Below are 14,423 nucleotides of genomic sequence, written 5' to 3'. Positions count from 1 at the left end.
CAGACCCCGGATGGGCAGTGGCGCAGGCAGTTTGACGCTCAGATGCAGGCGCCGGCAGGATCAGGGGCGAGGGGCGGGCATCCGGACGAGCCATCGGCGCAGGGTCGGCACACCGATATAGCTCAACCAACCGGGCCTCCGAGCGCCCCGGCCGCCGACGCGGGCAGGCCGCCGGAGCGAAATTCGCACGTCGATTCTCATGATCTGGGTGGAGTGCGGACAGTAGCCGACCGTAAGGAGGTCGGAGCTCTTGCCGAGAGGCTTCTGCAAGCCAGGGATGACGGCCTGGTTTCATTCGGAGACGACGTTACGAATCCGAAGACCCGCGAGCTAACGGACGGCGCATCCGCTCGCTGGCTGAAATCTATGGTAAACGCGCCGGAGGGGCTGGATCTATCTATGAGTCCGGACCTCGCGAGGGTGCTTGACCGCATGCTATCGGCCGCCGAACGGCGGCGCGCGGACGGAGCGACAGGCGTTGATTTTGCGATTATGAGCCTCTATCGCCCGGACAAGGGTCCCTCGCCGCACCGGGATGGCGCCGCCGTCGACATCGGAGTTTATGCTGGGAAGACTATTAATTTCATGCGCACGAAGGATTCGGTACTGGCCGTCGCACAGTTCTACCGGGACATGCTCGGCGGCGAAGGTGAAGCGAAGGTGGACGCGAAGATCGCGCTAGGACTCCCCAGGAACCCCAGAATGGATCCGGCCGGAGCGCTTGCTGAGTACTACGATGCAGGGCATCCCGAGAAGAAGAACTACTATGATATTACTTCGACCCCTGGTCGGGTGATCACCGAGAAGCCGTTCACCGTCGCGAATACGCGACCTGTCCTGAAAATGGAGTACCAGGTTCCGGACGCGTTCTTCCAGCGAGAACTAGAGCCGGACAGATCGCCAGCCGGCGGTCTCGCTGGCGCGGTCGCGGCCCTGCGCCCCGAGGCGCAGCAGGCGTTTAAACTTCTCGTCGAAAAGGATGTGGGAAAGGTACTGAGATTTATGTTCCCCGACGGTCTTGACCATCTCCATGTTCAGGTCGTCAGGCGATGACTTATTGCCTCGACGTTTGGCCTGCGAGATTGTTGTTCATACACCGTCCGCGGCTTGAATTCTGCTGTGCCGGCCGGCGGAAAATAGATGGATCAGGAGGGTCGGAGTGTATCTGACCTTTGCAGTGGTCGTTGGTATCGCGGTTGCCGTGTTCGCCGGAAGCCCGCCCGTGGGGATCGTCGCCGCAATTATCATCGTCCTCGCCTCCGTGGGCGAGAAGCAGCGAAGGGCTAAGGTCAGGGCGATTAAGGCCGACCCCACCAAACGGCGCTGCTTCACCTGCGGGGGGAGCGGCACCGTACAATGGACGGTAAACGGCACGGTCCGGCGGGGGACCTGTCATAGTTGCCACGGCCGAGGCTGGCATCGCAGAGGTTGAGGCCTGCCAGTCCCTGGGGTGCTGATCGGCGAGCACATGCCCCATCCGAGCGCCATGCCCCACCTCAGTGCGGGATGGAGGTGGACCCTGCTCCGACGTGGTGGTGACCTCGTCTTTGAAGGCTCTTCGGGCTATAAAGTGGTTGGCACTCAGCGAGGTCGAGTGCCAATCCTCGGTGTGACGGGTGCCTGCGTCAACGGGAGCACCGTTCGCGGTGCCGGGCACCCCATCGACGACTGGTACCTCTCCGCGCAGGCTTGCCCCCCTGAGAGGACCATCACGCATGGCAAAGATGATCGCCTTCGACGAGGAGGCTCGGCGCGGCCTGGAGCGCGGGCTGAACCGGCTGGCCGATGCGGTCAAGGTCACGCTCGGCCCCAAGGGTCGCAATGTCGTCCTGGCGAACAAGTTCGGTGTTCCCACCGTCACCAACGACGGTGTGAGCATCGCGCGAGAGATCGAGCTCGAGAGCTCCTACGAGCGCATTGGTGCGGAGCTCGTCAAGGAAGTCGCGAAGAAGACGAACGATGTCGCGGGTGATGGTACGACGACCGCGACGATTCTGGCGCAGGCGCTGGTTCGTGAGGGTCTGCGTAACGTCGCGGCGGGTGCGAACCCGCTGGGCCTGAAGAAGGGCATCGAGGTCGCGGTCGAGCGCGTCTCGGAGGAGCTCTCGAAGCAGGCGAAGGAAGTCGAGACGAAGGAGCAGATCGCTTCCACCGCCTCGATCTCCGCGGGTGACTCCGCGATCGGCGGGCTCATCGCCGAGGCGCTGGACAAGGTCGGTAAGGAGGGTGTGGTCACTGTCGAGGAGAGCAACACCTTCGGTCTGGAGCTTGAGCTCACCGAGGGTATGCGTTTCGACAAGGGCTACATCTCGCCGTACTTCGTGACCGACGCGGACCGTCAGGAAGCGGTTCTCGATGACCCGTACATCCTGATCGTCAACAGCAAGATCGCCGCGGTCAAGGACCTTCTCCCGCTGTTGGAGAAGGTCATGCAGACCTCGAAGCCGCTGGTCATCCTCTCCGAGGATGTCGAGGGTGAGGCGCTCGCGACGCTGGTCGTGAACAAGATCCGTGGGACGTTCAAGAGCGTCGCGGTGAAGGCCCCCGGCTTCGGGGACCGTCGCAAGGCGATCCTGGGTGACATCGCGATCCTCACCGGCGGTCAGGTGATCTCCGAGGACGTCGGCCTCAAGCTCGAGTCGACCACCCTGGACCTCCTGGGCCGCGCGCGGAAGATCGTCGTCACGAAGGACGAGACGACGGTCGTCGAGGGTTCGGGTGACCCGGACCAGATCGCGGGGCGGGTCTCGCAGATCCGCAACGAGATCGAGAAGTCGGACTCGGACTATGACCGGGAGAAGCTCCAGGAGCGTCTCGCGAAGCTCGCGGGTGGTGTCGCGGTCATCAAGGTGGGTGCGGCGACCGAGGTGGAGCTGAAGGAGAAGAAGCACCGTATCGAGGACGCGGTGTCCAACGCGAAGGCCGCCGTCGAGGAGGGCATCGTCGCGGGTGGTGGTGTCGCGCTGCTCCAGGCGTCGATCACCGCGTTCGAGAAGCTCGACCTCTCCGGTGACGAGGCCACGGGTGCGAACATCGTGCGTCTCGCGCTGGAGGCCCCGATCAAGCAGATCGCGTTCAACAGCGGTCTCGAGGGCGGCGTCGTGGTCGACAAGGTTCGTCACCTGCCCGTCGGTCACGGCCTGAACGCCGCGACCGGGGAGTACGTCGACCTCATCGCCACCGGCATCATCGACCCCGCCAAGGTCACCCGCTCCGCCCTGCAGAACGCCGCCAGCATCGCCGGCCTCTTCCTCACCACCGAGGCCGTGGTGGCGAACACGCCGGAATACGCGGCGGCCGACGCCGCCAACGTGGACGCCGGGATGCGCAGTCAGGGTTTCTGACCTGGCCGCTCCGAACCCGCCCGCGGGCCCCCCGTCCCCGTGCCCGCGGGCGGACGGCGTCAGGCGTTGCCGGCGGCGGGCTGACCGCTGGCGCCGTTCCAGTCGACCAGTTGGACGATGACGCCGTTGGGGTCGCGGACCTGGAAGGCGCGTTCGCCCCATTCCTCGACCGTCAGCGGCATCGTGATGGTCACGCCGGCGTCCTGGAGTCGGGCGAGTTCCCCCTCCAGGTCGTCGACGACGAACGCGAGGATCAGTCCGCCGGCGTGGTCGTCGCGCTGGTCGGCGGGCAGGGTCGGCAGCCCGCGGCGCAGGTAGACGACGTTCATGCCGGCGTCTTCGCGGCCGAGGGAGGTGAAGCCATCGGCGGCCGTCAGCTCCGTGAAGCCGAAGTGGCTGGTGAGGAAGGTGGCGGACGCGGCGACGTCGTCGACGTTCAGCGACACGGCCGATGAAGTGATCTTCATGTGCGACCTCCGGGCTCGACGGGCGTTTACGCTGTACGCAGTACAGCATACGACGTACAGAGTTTTGCCCCGGATGATGGTCAGGTGAGCGTCGAACGATCGAGCGCCGGTGATCCGGCTCGCACGCTGGCTCTGCTGTGGGGGGAGGCCCCGGCCCCCCGGCGGGGACCGAGCCGCGCGCTGGAGCTTGCCGCAGTGGTCAGCGCGGCCACCGACCTCGCCGACCAGGAGGGGCTCGCCGCGGTGACGATGCGGGCCGTCGCCCGCGCCCTCGGGGTCGTCCCCATGACGCTGTACACCTACGTGCCAGGCAAGGAGGAACTGCTCGACCTGATGCTCGACGCGGCCTACGCCGGGATGCGGCGAACGGACATGGCCGGCGCGCCCTGGCGGGAGCGGCTGACCGCCGTCGCCGACGAGAACCTGGCCCTGTTCGCCGCGCATCCCTGGGCCGCCGAGGTCTCCACGCTGCGCCCGCCCCTGGGGCCGGGTCTGCTGGCCAAGTACGAGCATGAGCTCTCCGCCTTCGACGACCTCGGCCTCTCGGACGTCGAGATGGACGACTGCCTGACCTATCTGCTGTCCTTCGTGCAGGCCAACGCGCGCGCGGCCCACAACGCGGCCGTCGCGTCCGCCGGGCCCGACGGCGACGACTCCCGTTGGTGGGCGACGGTCGGCCCGCTGCTGAGCCGCGTGCTGGACGAGACCCGCTATCCACGCGCGAGCCGGGTCGGCGCGGCCGCGGGGCAGGCGCACGACAGCGCCCATGACCCCGGCCACGCCTACCACTTCGGCCTCGCCCGCCTGCTCGACGGCCTGGCCCCACTCATCGAACGCGGCAGCCGGGAACCCGCTGGGCCGGCCGGTCACACCGCCGGATGACCGCCGCGGCCCTGATCGTGTCCTCTCAGGCCCACTGCACGACGTCGTCGTGGTCCAGGCGGGGGAGTCGGCCGAACCAGGGATTCTCGCCGGGGTGGCCGATGTTGACGACGAGAATCGAATGGAGACGGCCGTCGGGGAAGAACTCGGCGTCGATGCCGGCGGCGTCGAAACCCGCCATCGGTCCGGCGGCGAGGCCGTGGGCCCGGACGGCGAGGATGAAGTAGCCGGCCTGCAGGGTGGCGTTGAACGTGCCGGTCTCGGTGCGCATCGCCTCGTTCGCGGCGAAGACGTCCTTCAGCTCCGGTTTGTACGGCAGAAGCGCCGGAATGTGCTCGTGGAACTGCGTGTCCAGTGCGAGGACGGCCGACGCGGGGGCGGATGCCGTCTTGGCGCGGTTGCCCTCGTTCATGTGCTTGAGGAGCCGGTCGCGACCCTCACCGGGACGGACGTAGAGCACGCGCAGCGGCTGGGAGTTGGCCGCCGTCGGCGCCCACTTGGCCAGTTCCCAGATATCCGACAGTTCCGCGTCGGACACCGGGGTGGCCGCGAAGCTGTTGGCGGTTCGGGCCGCGCTGAACAGCAGGCGTCGGCCCTGGGCGTCCAGGTGGTCGAGCGCGCGGTCAACGTCCGCGGGGCTGGTTTCGGAGCTGGTGCTCATTGGCGTTCTTTCCAATCCGTCGTCCGCGGTGCGCCGGAGGCGAGTGGGTCCGCCACCGGTCACGCATGATCCTGTCGTTCGACGAGGTAGTTAATGCGTTAACCATACCGTAGCAACGCTTGGTTCACATGTCAACAAAGCGGTATGGTGCCCGCATGGCAGGGGTGCGGTGGCTGGATGAACGCGAACAGCGGGCCTGGCGCGGCCTGATGGAGATGCAGGACGGCCTGACGGAGTTCGTCGACCGGCAGCTCCGCAACCGGTGCGGGCTCTCGAACTCCGACTACCAGGTGCTGGTCCACCTCTCGGAGGCGTCGGACGGTCGACTGCGGCCGTTCGAGCTGGGGCGCCTGCTGCACTGGGAGAAGAGCCGACTGTCCCAGCACCTGGGCCGGATGGAGAACCGCGGCTTGGTGCGGCGCGAGCGGTGCCCCACCGACCAGCGGGGGGCGGTCGTGGCCCTCACGCCCCGCGGCCGGACGCTGATCGAGGACGCTGCTCCCCAGCATGTGGATGATGTGCGCGGCGTGCTGATCGATCACCTCACGGAGGAGGAGTTGGAGACGCTCGCCGCCATCGGCGACAAGGTGCGCGAGCGGCTGGCAGCGCTGGGGCAGAAGCGGTGACGGGCCGCGGTCGGGCCGCAGGGATTCAAGCACATATCCGCTAGTGCGGGATTGCTTCCGCGAAAGCGACGCATCTGCGGACTGAATCGCCCTATGCTTTCGATCCTGAGGGTCGCTCCCAATGGTGGGGGCGGCCGCGCGATGCCGGTGCCGGCGGCGAACTCGATCCTGGAGAGCCGACTGGGCTGTCACCGGCGTAGGTGCGCGTTCTCAGGAACTCCGGCGGGCGAGCGGTCCCTCTCCGCCGGATCACGTTCGCAGGTGAACGCGTCTTTCCGACAAGGAAGAAGGCGATGGCGAGAAAGTCTCTTCGGACCCCTGTGTTCACGGTACTCGTTCTCGGGGCCGCCCTGGCGGTCGCCCCGCCGGGAACCGCCTACGCGTCGACGACGCTGACTGTTCGCAGCCCTGGCGCCACGAGCGGGCCCACAACGGCCAACTCGGAGAGTGCGAGCAATGCGAACTGCCGGACTGGCGGCGACCCCAACGACGTGGTCTCTGGCGTCGGAATCCTGCAGACCGTCGGTACCGGGACGGCGCAGAGCAATCTGCATGTCAGGGGAATAGTTCCCTTCGATGGAACGGCCGAGTACGTCGCGGCCAACAGCTATTCGCCCGGCGTCGTCGGTACCGGTGCGACGCAGGCGCGGGCCATCGGCGGCACGGGTGGGTCGGGCGGCGGTCTCGACGCCGCGTTCGGCTCGACGCCGTATGCCATGTGCCTCGATCCCGGCGACACGATCACGGGCACCCAGATCGTCATGAACAGCGTCGCGGGCCCGACCAGCCCCGGGACCACGGCCCTGGCGGTGGCGACGTGTCCCGAGGGCACGCGGCTCCTGGGCGGCGGGGCACGCACCACACCGAACAACGTGGGTGCGCTCAAGCCGGTCCTCAGCGCCCCCACCTACCTGGACGGCACCGGTGCGGGCACGCATGACAACGGCGCCATCGCCGCCGACGACGGGGAGACAAACCCGGACTCCTGGGTCGCGGCCGGCCTGTACGGCGGCAGCACCACCGGGTCCACCAACGTCACCTACGCCTACGCGATCTGCAGCGGAAGTGGCATCAACGTCAGCGGGACCACCGTCACCGTGCGGTACGCCGAGACGACCGGCCCGGCCAGCGTCGCGGCGCCGCAGAAGACCACGACCGGGTGTGGGGAGGGGGACGGGACGCTGATCAGCGGCGGAGCCGGCGTCACCGGCGGCGACGTCACGTCGTCCGATTTCTCCGCCCCGGGAGCCCAGGGCGATCATTTGAACGGCAGCTACCCCAGCGACGGCAGCGGGAGTCCGTCCACCGCCTCCCCGGCCAACTGGACCTCCACGACCCACACCGGAGGAGGTGGCTCCACCGCGGCGACCAGATCCCACGCGTGGGCCCTGTGCCTGACCGGCAACTGACCGGCGACGCCCGCCGCGCGGCCGCGCCGCGGTGACCGGGTAACAGCACGACCGGCAGAAGGGCACGGCGTCCGCGCACGGCCCTTCTGCCGACCACCCGCGAGTGCCAGCCCAGCACAAGCGGCTGGCCAAGCGTCAGATGACCGTAGATGCAATCTTATCTTCCTCAACCTCTCGCATTTGCGCCTTGTCTACCAGTACAGTCCTGTCGCTCAGGAAGGTGACGAACCGCCGACGCGGCGTGGCTCTGGGCTCGTCGTGGGCGCGGTCTGTCGCCGTGCCCGCAATCTCTGAGATGACTGGGGGACGGCAGGGTGCTCGGAACGAACTGGATCGGAAGCCGCAACGGGCCGAGGGCGGCGTGCGGATCAGTACGGGGGGTGTGGTCGCCGGGTTGTCCGTACTGGCGCTGACCGTCGCCCTGGCGGCGCCCGCCGCGGCGGCGCCGGCACCCGGCGCGGCACCGGCGGACACCCCACTGCAGCCGGTGATCCGGGTGACCCGCGCGGACCTGTCCGTCCCGGGCGCGCCGTCGGCGTACGCGACCGCGGTGACCTCGTGCCCAGCAGGCACGGTGCTGGTCAGCGGTGGGATGTGGGGCAGCAAGATCGACGCCACCGACCCCATCCCGCCGATCAACGGGCTGCGCGCGAAGGGCACGTTCCCCAGCGACGCGAGCGGAACCATGGTCACGAACGGGGCGCAGAACCCCGAGTACTGGGCGGCCCTGGGCAACTTCGGCGGTCAGGCCGAGGACGGTGACAAGATCACCAGCTTCGCGATGTGTGCCGCGGGGACGAAGCTCGACCACCGGACGGTCGCCGTCGCGTCCGTCCCCGGTCCGGTTCGGGCCGGTCTCGCCTACACCACCGCCGCCTGCCCTGCCGGAACCGTCGCGGTCGGCGGGGGAGCCCACACGATTCCACCGCCGTCGGCCAGCTTGAAGGCCGTCGGTAGCTTCCCGAGTGACGCGCAGGGCAACCCGCTGCCCGACGGGGCGACCAATCTCCGCTACTGGACGGGCATGGGCATCATCAACGGGCAGTCCGACAACGGCGCGCAGACCTTCGCGTACGCCGTGTGCGCCGAGCCCGGTGACATGACCATCAAGGTCGTCCGCAGGTCCGGCCTCGGTCCGCAGGAGGGGAGCACCTTCGCGGTCGCCACCGCGAGCTGCCCGACGGACCTCAGTCTCCTCGGTGGTGGTCAGAGCCTGCAGGCGGGTCCGACCTCGGGCAACCCGGCCGGCGGCACCCATCTGCGCGGCAGCTACCCCAGCGACACCGCGGGCGATCCTGCCGTGGGCGGGGCGATCAACCCAACCTCATGGAGCTCGATCTTCGCCGCCGGCGGCTCCGGCGGGACGGGCGACCAGGTCGCCAGCGCCTACGCGCTGTGCGCCGACTTCACCCACGACACGTCGACCTCGCTGACCGCATCGACCACCAGCCCGCTGTTCGGCCGGGCCGTCAGTCTGACCGCGTCGGTGCAGCCGGGCGTGCCCGACGTCGGCACCCCGAGCGGAACGGTGACGTTCTCGGACGGGACGACCCCCCTGGCCACCGTGCCGCTCACCGCGGGCACGGCGATCCTCAGCACTGCCCAGCTGCAGCCCGGCCCGCACCAGATCACGGCGAGCTACAGCGGGGGCCCGACCTTCCGGCCGAGCGCCACGCCTGCTCCGACGACCGTCACCGTCGGCTTCAGCCAGCCCTGCATCACCGGAGCCCACAGCGGCCCCCTGACTGTCGCCGGTAACCAGGCCATCTGCCTGGCAGCGGGCGGCCGGCAGGCCGGCCCGGTGACCGTGCAGGCCGGCGGGTCGCTGTCCGTGACCGGCGCCTCGATCTCCGGACCGGTGTCCAGCACCCGCGCGTCCGCCCTGGTCCTGTGCCAGGCGACGGTGAGCGGGCCCGTCACGGTGCAGGGCAGCACCGGCTACGTCCAGATCGGCTCGGACCACGCGCTCTGCCCGGGCGGCGCCATCTCCGGCCCGCTGAACGTGAGTGGTAACACCGCGGGCCTGGAAGTCTCCGGCTACACGATCAGCGGCCCGGCACAGATCACCAACAACAGCGGCAGCGGCCCGACCCCCGCCGACGCCGTGCCCGCGTTCACCGCCAATCGCGTCGGCGGCCCGCTCAGCTGCAGCGGGAACACTCCCTCGCTGCGGCAGACGGGCAACACCGTGAACGGCCCCCGTTCGGGACAGTGCGCCTGAGGGATCGTTCTGCTGGGCTGGCCGGCGGCGGAAAGTCGGCCAGCCCAGCCCACTTGTCCTGGTGTGATTCAGTGCCGTCCCGCGCTGGCAGGCGGACCGGGGGACAGGCGATGGCACCGGCCGGCGTATGAGTGCGCTCAACCGCCGCCGCGTGGTCACGGGCGGTGGTTACGGGACCTCCCGTTCGTGACGTCACCAATATTTCGGCCTGTTTTCATCCATGGTTCAGAATCCGCGATTGAAGTCTTTTGTAGGCTCCTGGCGGTCACTGCTCCGGGTTGGGCGTCGTGCGAACGCAGCTTCTTTGCCTTTAGGCTGGGTCGGCGCCAGGTGATGGCTGGCAGGACGCGTCGACCCGGTCCGCCGGGGTGAATCAGCTCACCGCGTCGTGGTGCGCGCCCGCATCACCTGCCGCCTCGGCCGCGGAAGTCCCAGCGTGCTGCCCGATGGGAGTCCGGACATTGATGGAATCAAGGTCGGGGGTTGGCGGGGAACGGGACGCGGAAACCAGCGCGGTAGCCAAAATCGGGGTACAGTACCACGAGCTGGCGGAACACGGACACCCATCTGGTAGTGAGCCACTCCTTGGACCAACCGCGATCTCTGTCGGGTGCCGACGCACCATCTCGACGTGTCGGTGGTCGGCCCGGTGCCCGGGCGGTGTGGTGGCTCGGCGGCACCCATCCGACCTGCCCCATCCACCGCAGGACCGATCCCTGACCAGCAGCTACAAAATGGGATGACGATGGAGATCAAGCACATTAGATCATTCCTCGCTGTGGCCGAAGAACTGCACTTCAGTCGCGCGGCGAAACGGGTTCATGTTACCCAGCCGACCCTCAGCCAGCACATCCAGATCCTGGAGCGCGATCTAGCGGTCCAGCTCGTCAACCGAACTTCTCGAAAGGTCGAGCTGACACCGAGCGGCGAGGCTTTTCTGATGAATGCCCGCAACGCTCTGGCCGAGTTCGAACAGGCCCGTGAGAATGCGCTGCTCGCGGCCGTCGGGCGTATTGGTTCGATCAGGATCGGGTACAGCGTCGTCGCCAGTAGGACGGTGTTACCGGGGGCGGTGAGTGCATTCCAGAGTGAGTCGCGCCGGGTTCATGTGCACCTGCAACAACTACGCACGGGCCCGCAACTGGCCGCACTCGAGGCCGGCGATCTCGATATGGCGATCACCTCCGGCAAGCCGTCCACCTCCGATCTGGCCGCCCGTTGGTTGCACCCGATCCAGGTCCAGGTGGTCGTCGTTCGGACCGACCGGCTCGCGGGTCGCAGCGCGGTGCGTTTCAGTGATCTGGCGAACCGGCCGTGCATCCTGTTCGAGCGGGCGCAAAGCCCGATGATGTACGACGCCATCGCGAGCGGTGCGATGCAGGCGGGTGTTGATCTGAAGGTCGCGGACGTCGTCTCCGATCCCTGGCACGCCAACGCGCTGGTCGCCGCCCGCACGATGGTCGGATTCACCACCGGAGTCGAGCGTGAACGCCGGCTGACCGGCCCACATGTCAGCCGCCCGATGGCGTACATCCCGTTGGTCGATCCGACTCCCCGGCTGGCGCTGCACGCCATCTGGCGGAAGTCCAACGAGACACCGCTGCTGGCCCGGTTCATCAACGCCCTCGACGCGGCAGCGGCGGAAATGGTGAAACCCGGCGGGGCCGGCATGGCGGCCCCGCCGGGAAACTGAACGCGCTCCTCACCAGGCAGGTGCACCCGCCGTACGCAGCTCGACGCACAACTGATCGATGCGGTAGATGCGCATCCCCGGCTTCCAGACGTTGCCCTCGGCGGTCACCCGAACCCGGCCCGGCCGGCGTTCGACGCCGGCGATGTGCACCTCGAAGGTCATCGGCGTGTCGGCTCGGAGAAACTGCCCGCGATACTTCCACCGCAGGGTGGCACCGGCCGGGACAACGAACTCCGGACGATCGAGATCGCGGTCGAGACCGGTGTCCAGCGCCCACTCCTGGACCGCCTGGACAAGCGTCTCCACCCCGAACGATCCGGGGATCACCGGGTCGAGGCGGAAATGCTGCTCGAAATACCAGGCGGTCGGATCGACCGGCTGAACCCAGTGCAGGTAACCCAGGCCGGCGTTGCCGCCCCCGTCGACCACGTCGAACTCCTCGACGAGCGCCAGCCGGTCCACTGAGCAGGGCATTCGCCCCGGCGCGGCCCGGCGCGCGGACACGTCGACGGTCCGGGTGGTGGCGGTGCCGTTGAGGTCGAGCCAGGTCGGCACCAGCCGCCCACCGTCCAGACCGACCTGGTTGTTCAACGCCTCACTGCTGAAATAGCCGAACAACGACGTGCCCCGATAGAAGGGATTGTCAGCCAGCGAGCACTCGTAGGCGAACTCCTGCAGCAACGCGCCCGGCGTCACCGAGGTGGAGATGACCGAGCTTTCCTGGCTGATGGTCTGGTCGCGGAGATCGACCTCCCGCAGCAGCGTTGCCTGGCCTTCCAGGTTGCGCAGTCGCAGTGGTTCCGCGCCGCCACCGAGCAACGTGCCGCCGAGATAGGGGCCGATGAACGCCGCCGCCTGCAGCGATGACTCCATGTGGACGCAGTTCGGCATTCCGGCGTTCGCGGTGTCCCGGTAGTACCAGGCGTCGGCGGGTGAGTCGTATTCGGTCCGCCATCGAGCGCCCTGGTGGAGGTCGCCCCGCCTGCCGGTGAGGTCCATCACGCGGTCGACGAGCAGCAGGTCGGCGCTGGGCAGTCGGACGGCCGGGACAGTCGAGAACCGGGCGAACTCCGGGCCCATGGCGATCGCCTGATCGCCGTCCGAAATGTGGGCGATGTTGAACTCGCTGAGCAGCGCCCGGTCACCCCGGCTGTTGAAGCGCCCGAGAAACTCGGGCACGGTCCCGCCGGCGACAGGACCCAGTGGCGCCCCGGACCGGGGCCGGGCATGAAGGGCGAGACCGTTGATTCGGCCGGTGGTCGAGTTCCGCGCATCGTGGAACGTGACGTCGGCCGCCAGCCACGGGAGGGGGACCAGCTCGAGCGCGGTCACCTCGACCCGTATCACCTGGGTGTCGAGGTCCTCGGCGAGGGACAGGACGGGCACCTGATCCCCGCCGGTGACCGCGTCGGCGGGGAGCCCGACGGCCAGCTCGCAGTCGGCGAAGCACAGGTGCAGGCCGAGATACAGCGCCAGCACCTCCGCCGCCTGGCGGGCGACGGCGAGGTGGCGCCCCGCGGGGCTGCGCTGTGTCGCGGCCACCCGCAGACGCGCGGTGAGAAGACCGTGGCCGGCTGCCCCACCGCGATGGTGGAGCCGGTCGACCGCGCCGAGTTCCAGCGGACGGCCCGCCGCCAACCGCACCCGGCGGTTGAGACCGGGCTGGGCGTAGGCGGCTCCGAACACGGCAGCGATCTCACCGCGGGTGAGCGCCACCAGGTCCTGCTCGGCGAGGGCGGTCCGGGCCGAGCGTGCGAGTGGCTTGGGCGAGGAACGCTGGGAGGGCCGCGGGCACGGCAGCGTCGGCGGGTCAGCCCGCTCGACGAGCCGGTCACCCCGGATCTCGTAGCAGCGCCACGCGCCGCCCTCCGAGCCCTGCGGTGCGGCCGGCACCTGTGCGCCGACCGGGCCGACCGCGGCGACCGCGCCGTTCACGAGACCTGCCTTCGTCGCGCTACCGGGACGGTTCGCGGCCTGTTTCGCCCACTGGCGGACCAGCACCAGCTGCAGCGCCTGCTGCGCGGCGAGCGCGTTGCCGTGCGCGTCCGAAACGCTGCGGTGGAGTTGGTCGGCGAGCTCTGCCAGCCCACGGACGTCGCCGCCCGACCGCCGCGGGGACGCCGCGGGGACGATGGCGGGTGGCAGCGCCCCGACGTCGGCGGGACCGCCCCGGGTGGCCCCGCCCGCGAGGGCCTCGTGCGTGTCGGTCACGACCTGTTCGGACCAGGCCAGCTCGTCGACCTCGACGATGATGACCCCGCTGTCGATGTCCTCCGGCGCGTCCCGCGGTGGCTCAGGCGCTGACATGGCTTCCCTTCCGCACCTCGGACGGCTTCCAGCCGCGGACGGCCGTCCTGAACTTCTCGTCCAGGCCGGGCGAGGTGACCAGCACGATGCCTGTCAGTCGTTGCAGGAGGATCCCGGCGGCCGAGTACGCCTCGGCGTTGACCCGCAGCCGGTGTGAGTCGTCGCCGGCCTTCCACGCCCGGATGGTGAAGCTCTCGGTGTCCGGTAGCGGTTCCCAGAGCTCCAGGCGGTCGACCCCGAGTGGCAACCAGCCGACCGTGCCGGACTCGGCGGCGAGCACAAGCGCCGTCTGGAGCGCCAGGTCGGTGGGCACGGCACGGTAGCGCCGCCCGCCGTAGCCGGGAAGCCCGGCGCCCGGTCGGGGAATCCGGCACTGGACCAGCAGCTCGTCGGCGCCGCGGGACAGAACTGAGCGGATGCCCTGCAACGCCGGGCCGTGAAAGAGGATGCCGTCCTCGTAGAGGTGCAACCCATCCCGTGCCGCTGTCAGTCCGTTGCCCGGCGTCACCGGGTGCTCGGTCCGTGGCGCGACCCGCGGCTCGGTGCTGGGAGCGAGGACGAACCTGGCACGATAGCGGGCCGCGCCGGGTTCGGTGTCCCGGGTCGGGGGGGGGGGGGGGGGGGCCGCGGGGGCGCCCCCCCCCCCGGCGCCCCCCCCGCCCCCGGGGGGGGGCCGGGGGGGCGGCGGGGGTGTGGCGGCGGGGGGGGGGGGCGGCCCGCTTCTCCGCCGCGTCCGGGGCGGCCGACGAGGCGACGGTCCGGCGTGCCCGCGGGTTGGCCGCGCTGAAGAGCCTCTTCCTGATGCTGATGGGC

General features: G+C 69.2%; 11 protein-coding genes. 7 read left to right on the top strand and 4 right to left on the bottom strand.

Going from position 1 to position 14,423, the window contains the following annotated elements; translation table 11 throughout:
* Positions 1-213 precede the first annotated feature (213 nt).
* Both MXD60_RS10755 and groL read left to right on the top strand, forming a co-directional pair.
* Positions 214-1,053, top strand: a complete 840-nt coding sequence (locus MXD60_RS10755; protein WP_248818877.1) for a hypothetical protein — start codon at positions 214-216, stop codon at positions 1,051-1,053.
* A 662-nt stretch (positions 1,054-1,715) separates the two neighbouring features.
* Positions 1,716-3,344, top strand: a complete 1,629-nt coding sequence (gene groL / locus MXD60_RS10750; protein WP_248818876.1) for a chaperonin GroEL — start codon at positions 1,716-1,718, stop codon at positions 3,342-3,344.
* A gap of 59 nt (positions 3,345-3,403) precedes the next feature.
* Here the strand turns inward: groL and MXD60_RS10745 are convergent, their stop codons facing one another.
* Complete coding sequence (locus MXD60_RS10745; protein WP_248818875.1) at positions 3,404-3,811, bottom strand: VOC family protein; 408 nt, start codon at positions 3,809-3,811, stop codon at positions 3,404-3,406.
* An 84-nt stretch (positions 3,812-3,895) separates the two neighbouring features.
* Between MXD60_RS10745 and MXD60_RS10740 the strand changes: the two genes are divergently transcribed.
* Complete coding sequence (locus tag MXD60_RS10740) at positions 3,896-4,693, top strand: TetR/AcrR family transcriptional regulator (protein ID WP_248818874.1); 798 nt, start codon at positions 3,896-3,898, stop codon at positions 4,691-4,693.
* A gap of 25 nt (positions 4,694-4,718) precedes the next feature.
* On the opposite strand, the gene MXD60_RS10735 is transcribed toward MXD60_RS10740, so the two are convergent.
* Positions 4,719-5,354 carry a malonic semialdehyde reductase gene (locus MXD60_RS10735; protein WP_248818873.1) on the bottom strand — a complete coding sequence of 212 codons (636 nt, stop codon included), beginning with the start codon at positions 5,352-5,354 and terminating at the stop codon, positions 4,719-4,721.
* A 155-nt stretch (positions 5,355-5,509) separates the two neighbouring features.
* On the opposite strand from MXD60_RS10735, the gene MXD60_RS10730 reads away from it, so the two are divergent.
* The 4 genes from MXD60_RS10730 (at position 5,510) to MXD60_RS10715 (ending at position 11,303) form a co-directional block, all read left to right on the top strand.
* Complete coding sequence (locus MXD60_RS10730) at positions 5,510-5,980, top strand: MarR family winged helix-turn-helix transcriptional regulator (protein ID WP_248818872.1); 471 nt, start codon at positions 5,510-5,512, stop codon at positions 5,978-5,980.
* A 293-nt stretch (positions 5,981-6,273) separates the two neighbouring features.
* The gene (locus MXD60_RS10725; protein ID WP_248818871.1) at positions 6,274-7,389 is read left to right on the top strand and encodes a hypothetical protein; all 1,116 of its coding nucleotides are present in this window, start codon (positions 6,274-6,276) and stop codon (positions 7,387-7,389) included.
* A gap of 361 nt (positions 7,390-7,750) precedes the next feature.
* Positions 7,751-9,610 carry an Ig-like domain repeat protein gene (locus MXD60_RS10720; RefSeq protein ID WP_248818870.1) on the top strand — a complete coding sequence of 620 codons (1,860 nt, stop codon included), beginning with the start codon at positions 7,751-7,753 and terminating at the stop codon, positions 9,608-9,610.
* Between the two features lie 745 nt (positions 9,611-10,355).
* Complete coding sequence (locus MXD60_RS10715; RefSeq protein ID WP_248818869.1) at positions 10,356-11,303, top strand: LysR family transcriptional regulator; 948 nt, start codon at positions 10,356-10,358, stop codon at positions 11,301-11,303.
* 9 nt (positions 11,304-11,312) lie between these two features.
* On the opposite strand, the gene MXD60_RS10710 is transcribed toward MXD60_RS10715, so the two are convergent.
* Together MXD60_RS10710 and MXD60_RS29815 are read right to left on the bottom strand one after the other, a co-directional pair.
* Entirely contained in the window at positions 11,313-13,610 is a 2,298-nt protein-coding gene (locus MXD60_RS10710; protein ID WP_248818868.1) for a hotdog family protein, read from the bottom strand.
* Positions 13,597-14,118, bottom strand: coding sequence for a polyketide synthase dehydratase domain-containing protein (locus MXD60_RS29815; RefSeq protein ID WP_368861208.1), 522 nt, complete (start codon positions 14,116-14,118; stop codon positions 13,597-13,599). Before MXD60_RS29815 ends, MXD60_RS10710 begins: the two co-directional genes overlap by 14 nt.
* Positions 14,119-14,423: the final 305 nt, after the last annotated feature.

This window comes from Frankia sp. AgB32, from assembly GCF_023243045.1.
Lineage (GTDB): Bacteria > Actinomycetota > Actinomycetes > Frankiales > Frankiaceae > Frankia.
Note: the sequence above shows the minus strand (reverse complement) of the source record. Positions and strands in the feature narration are given on the sequence as shown.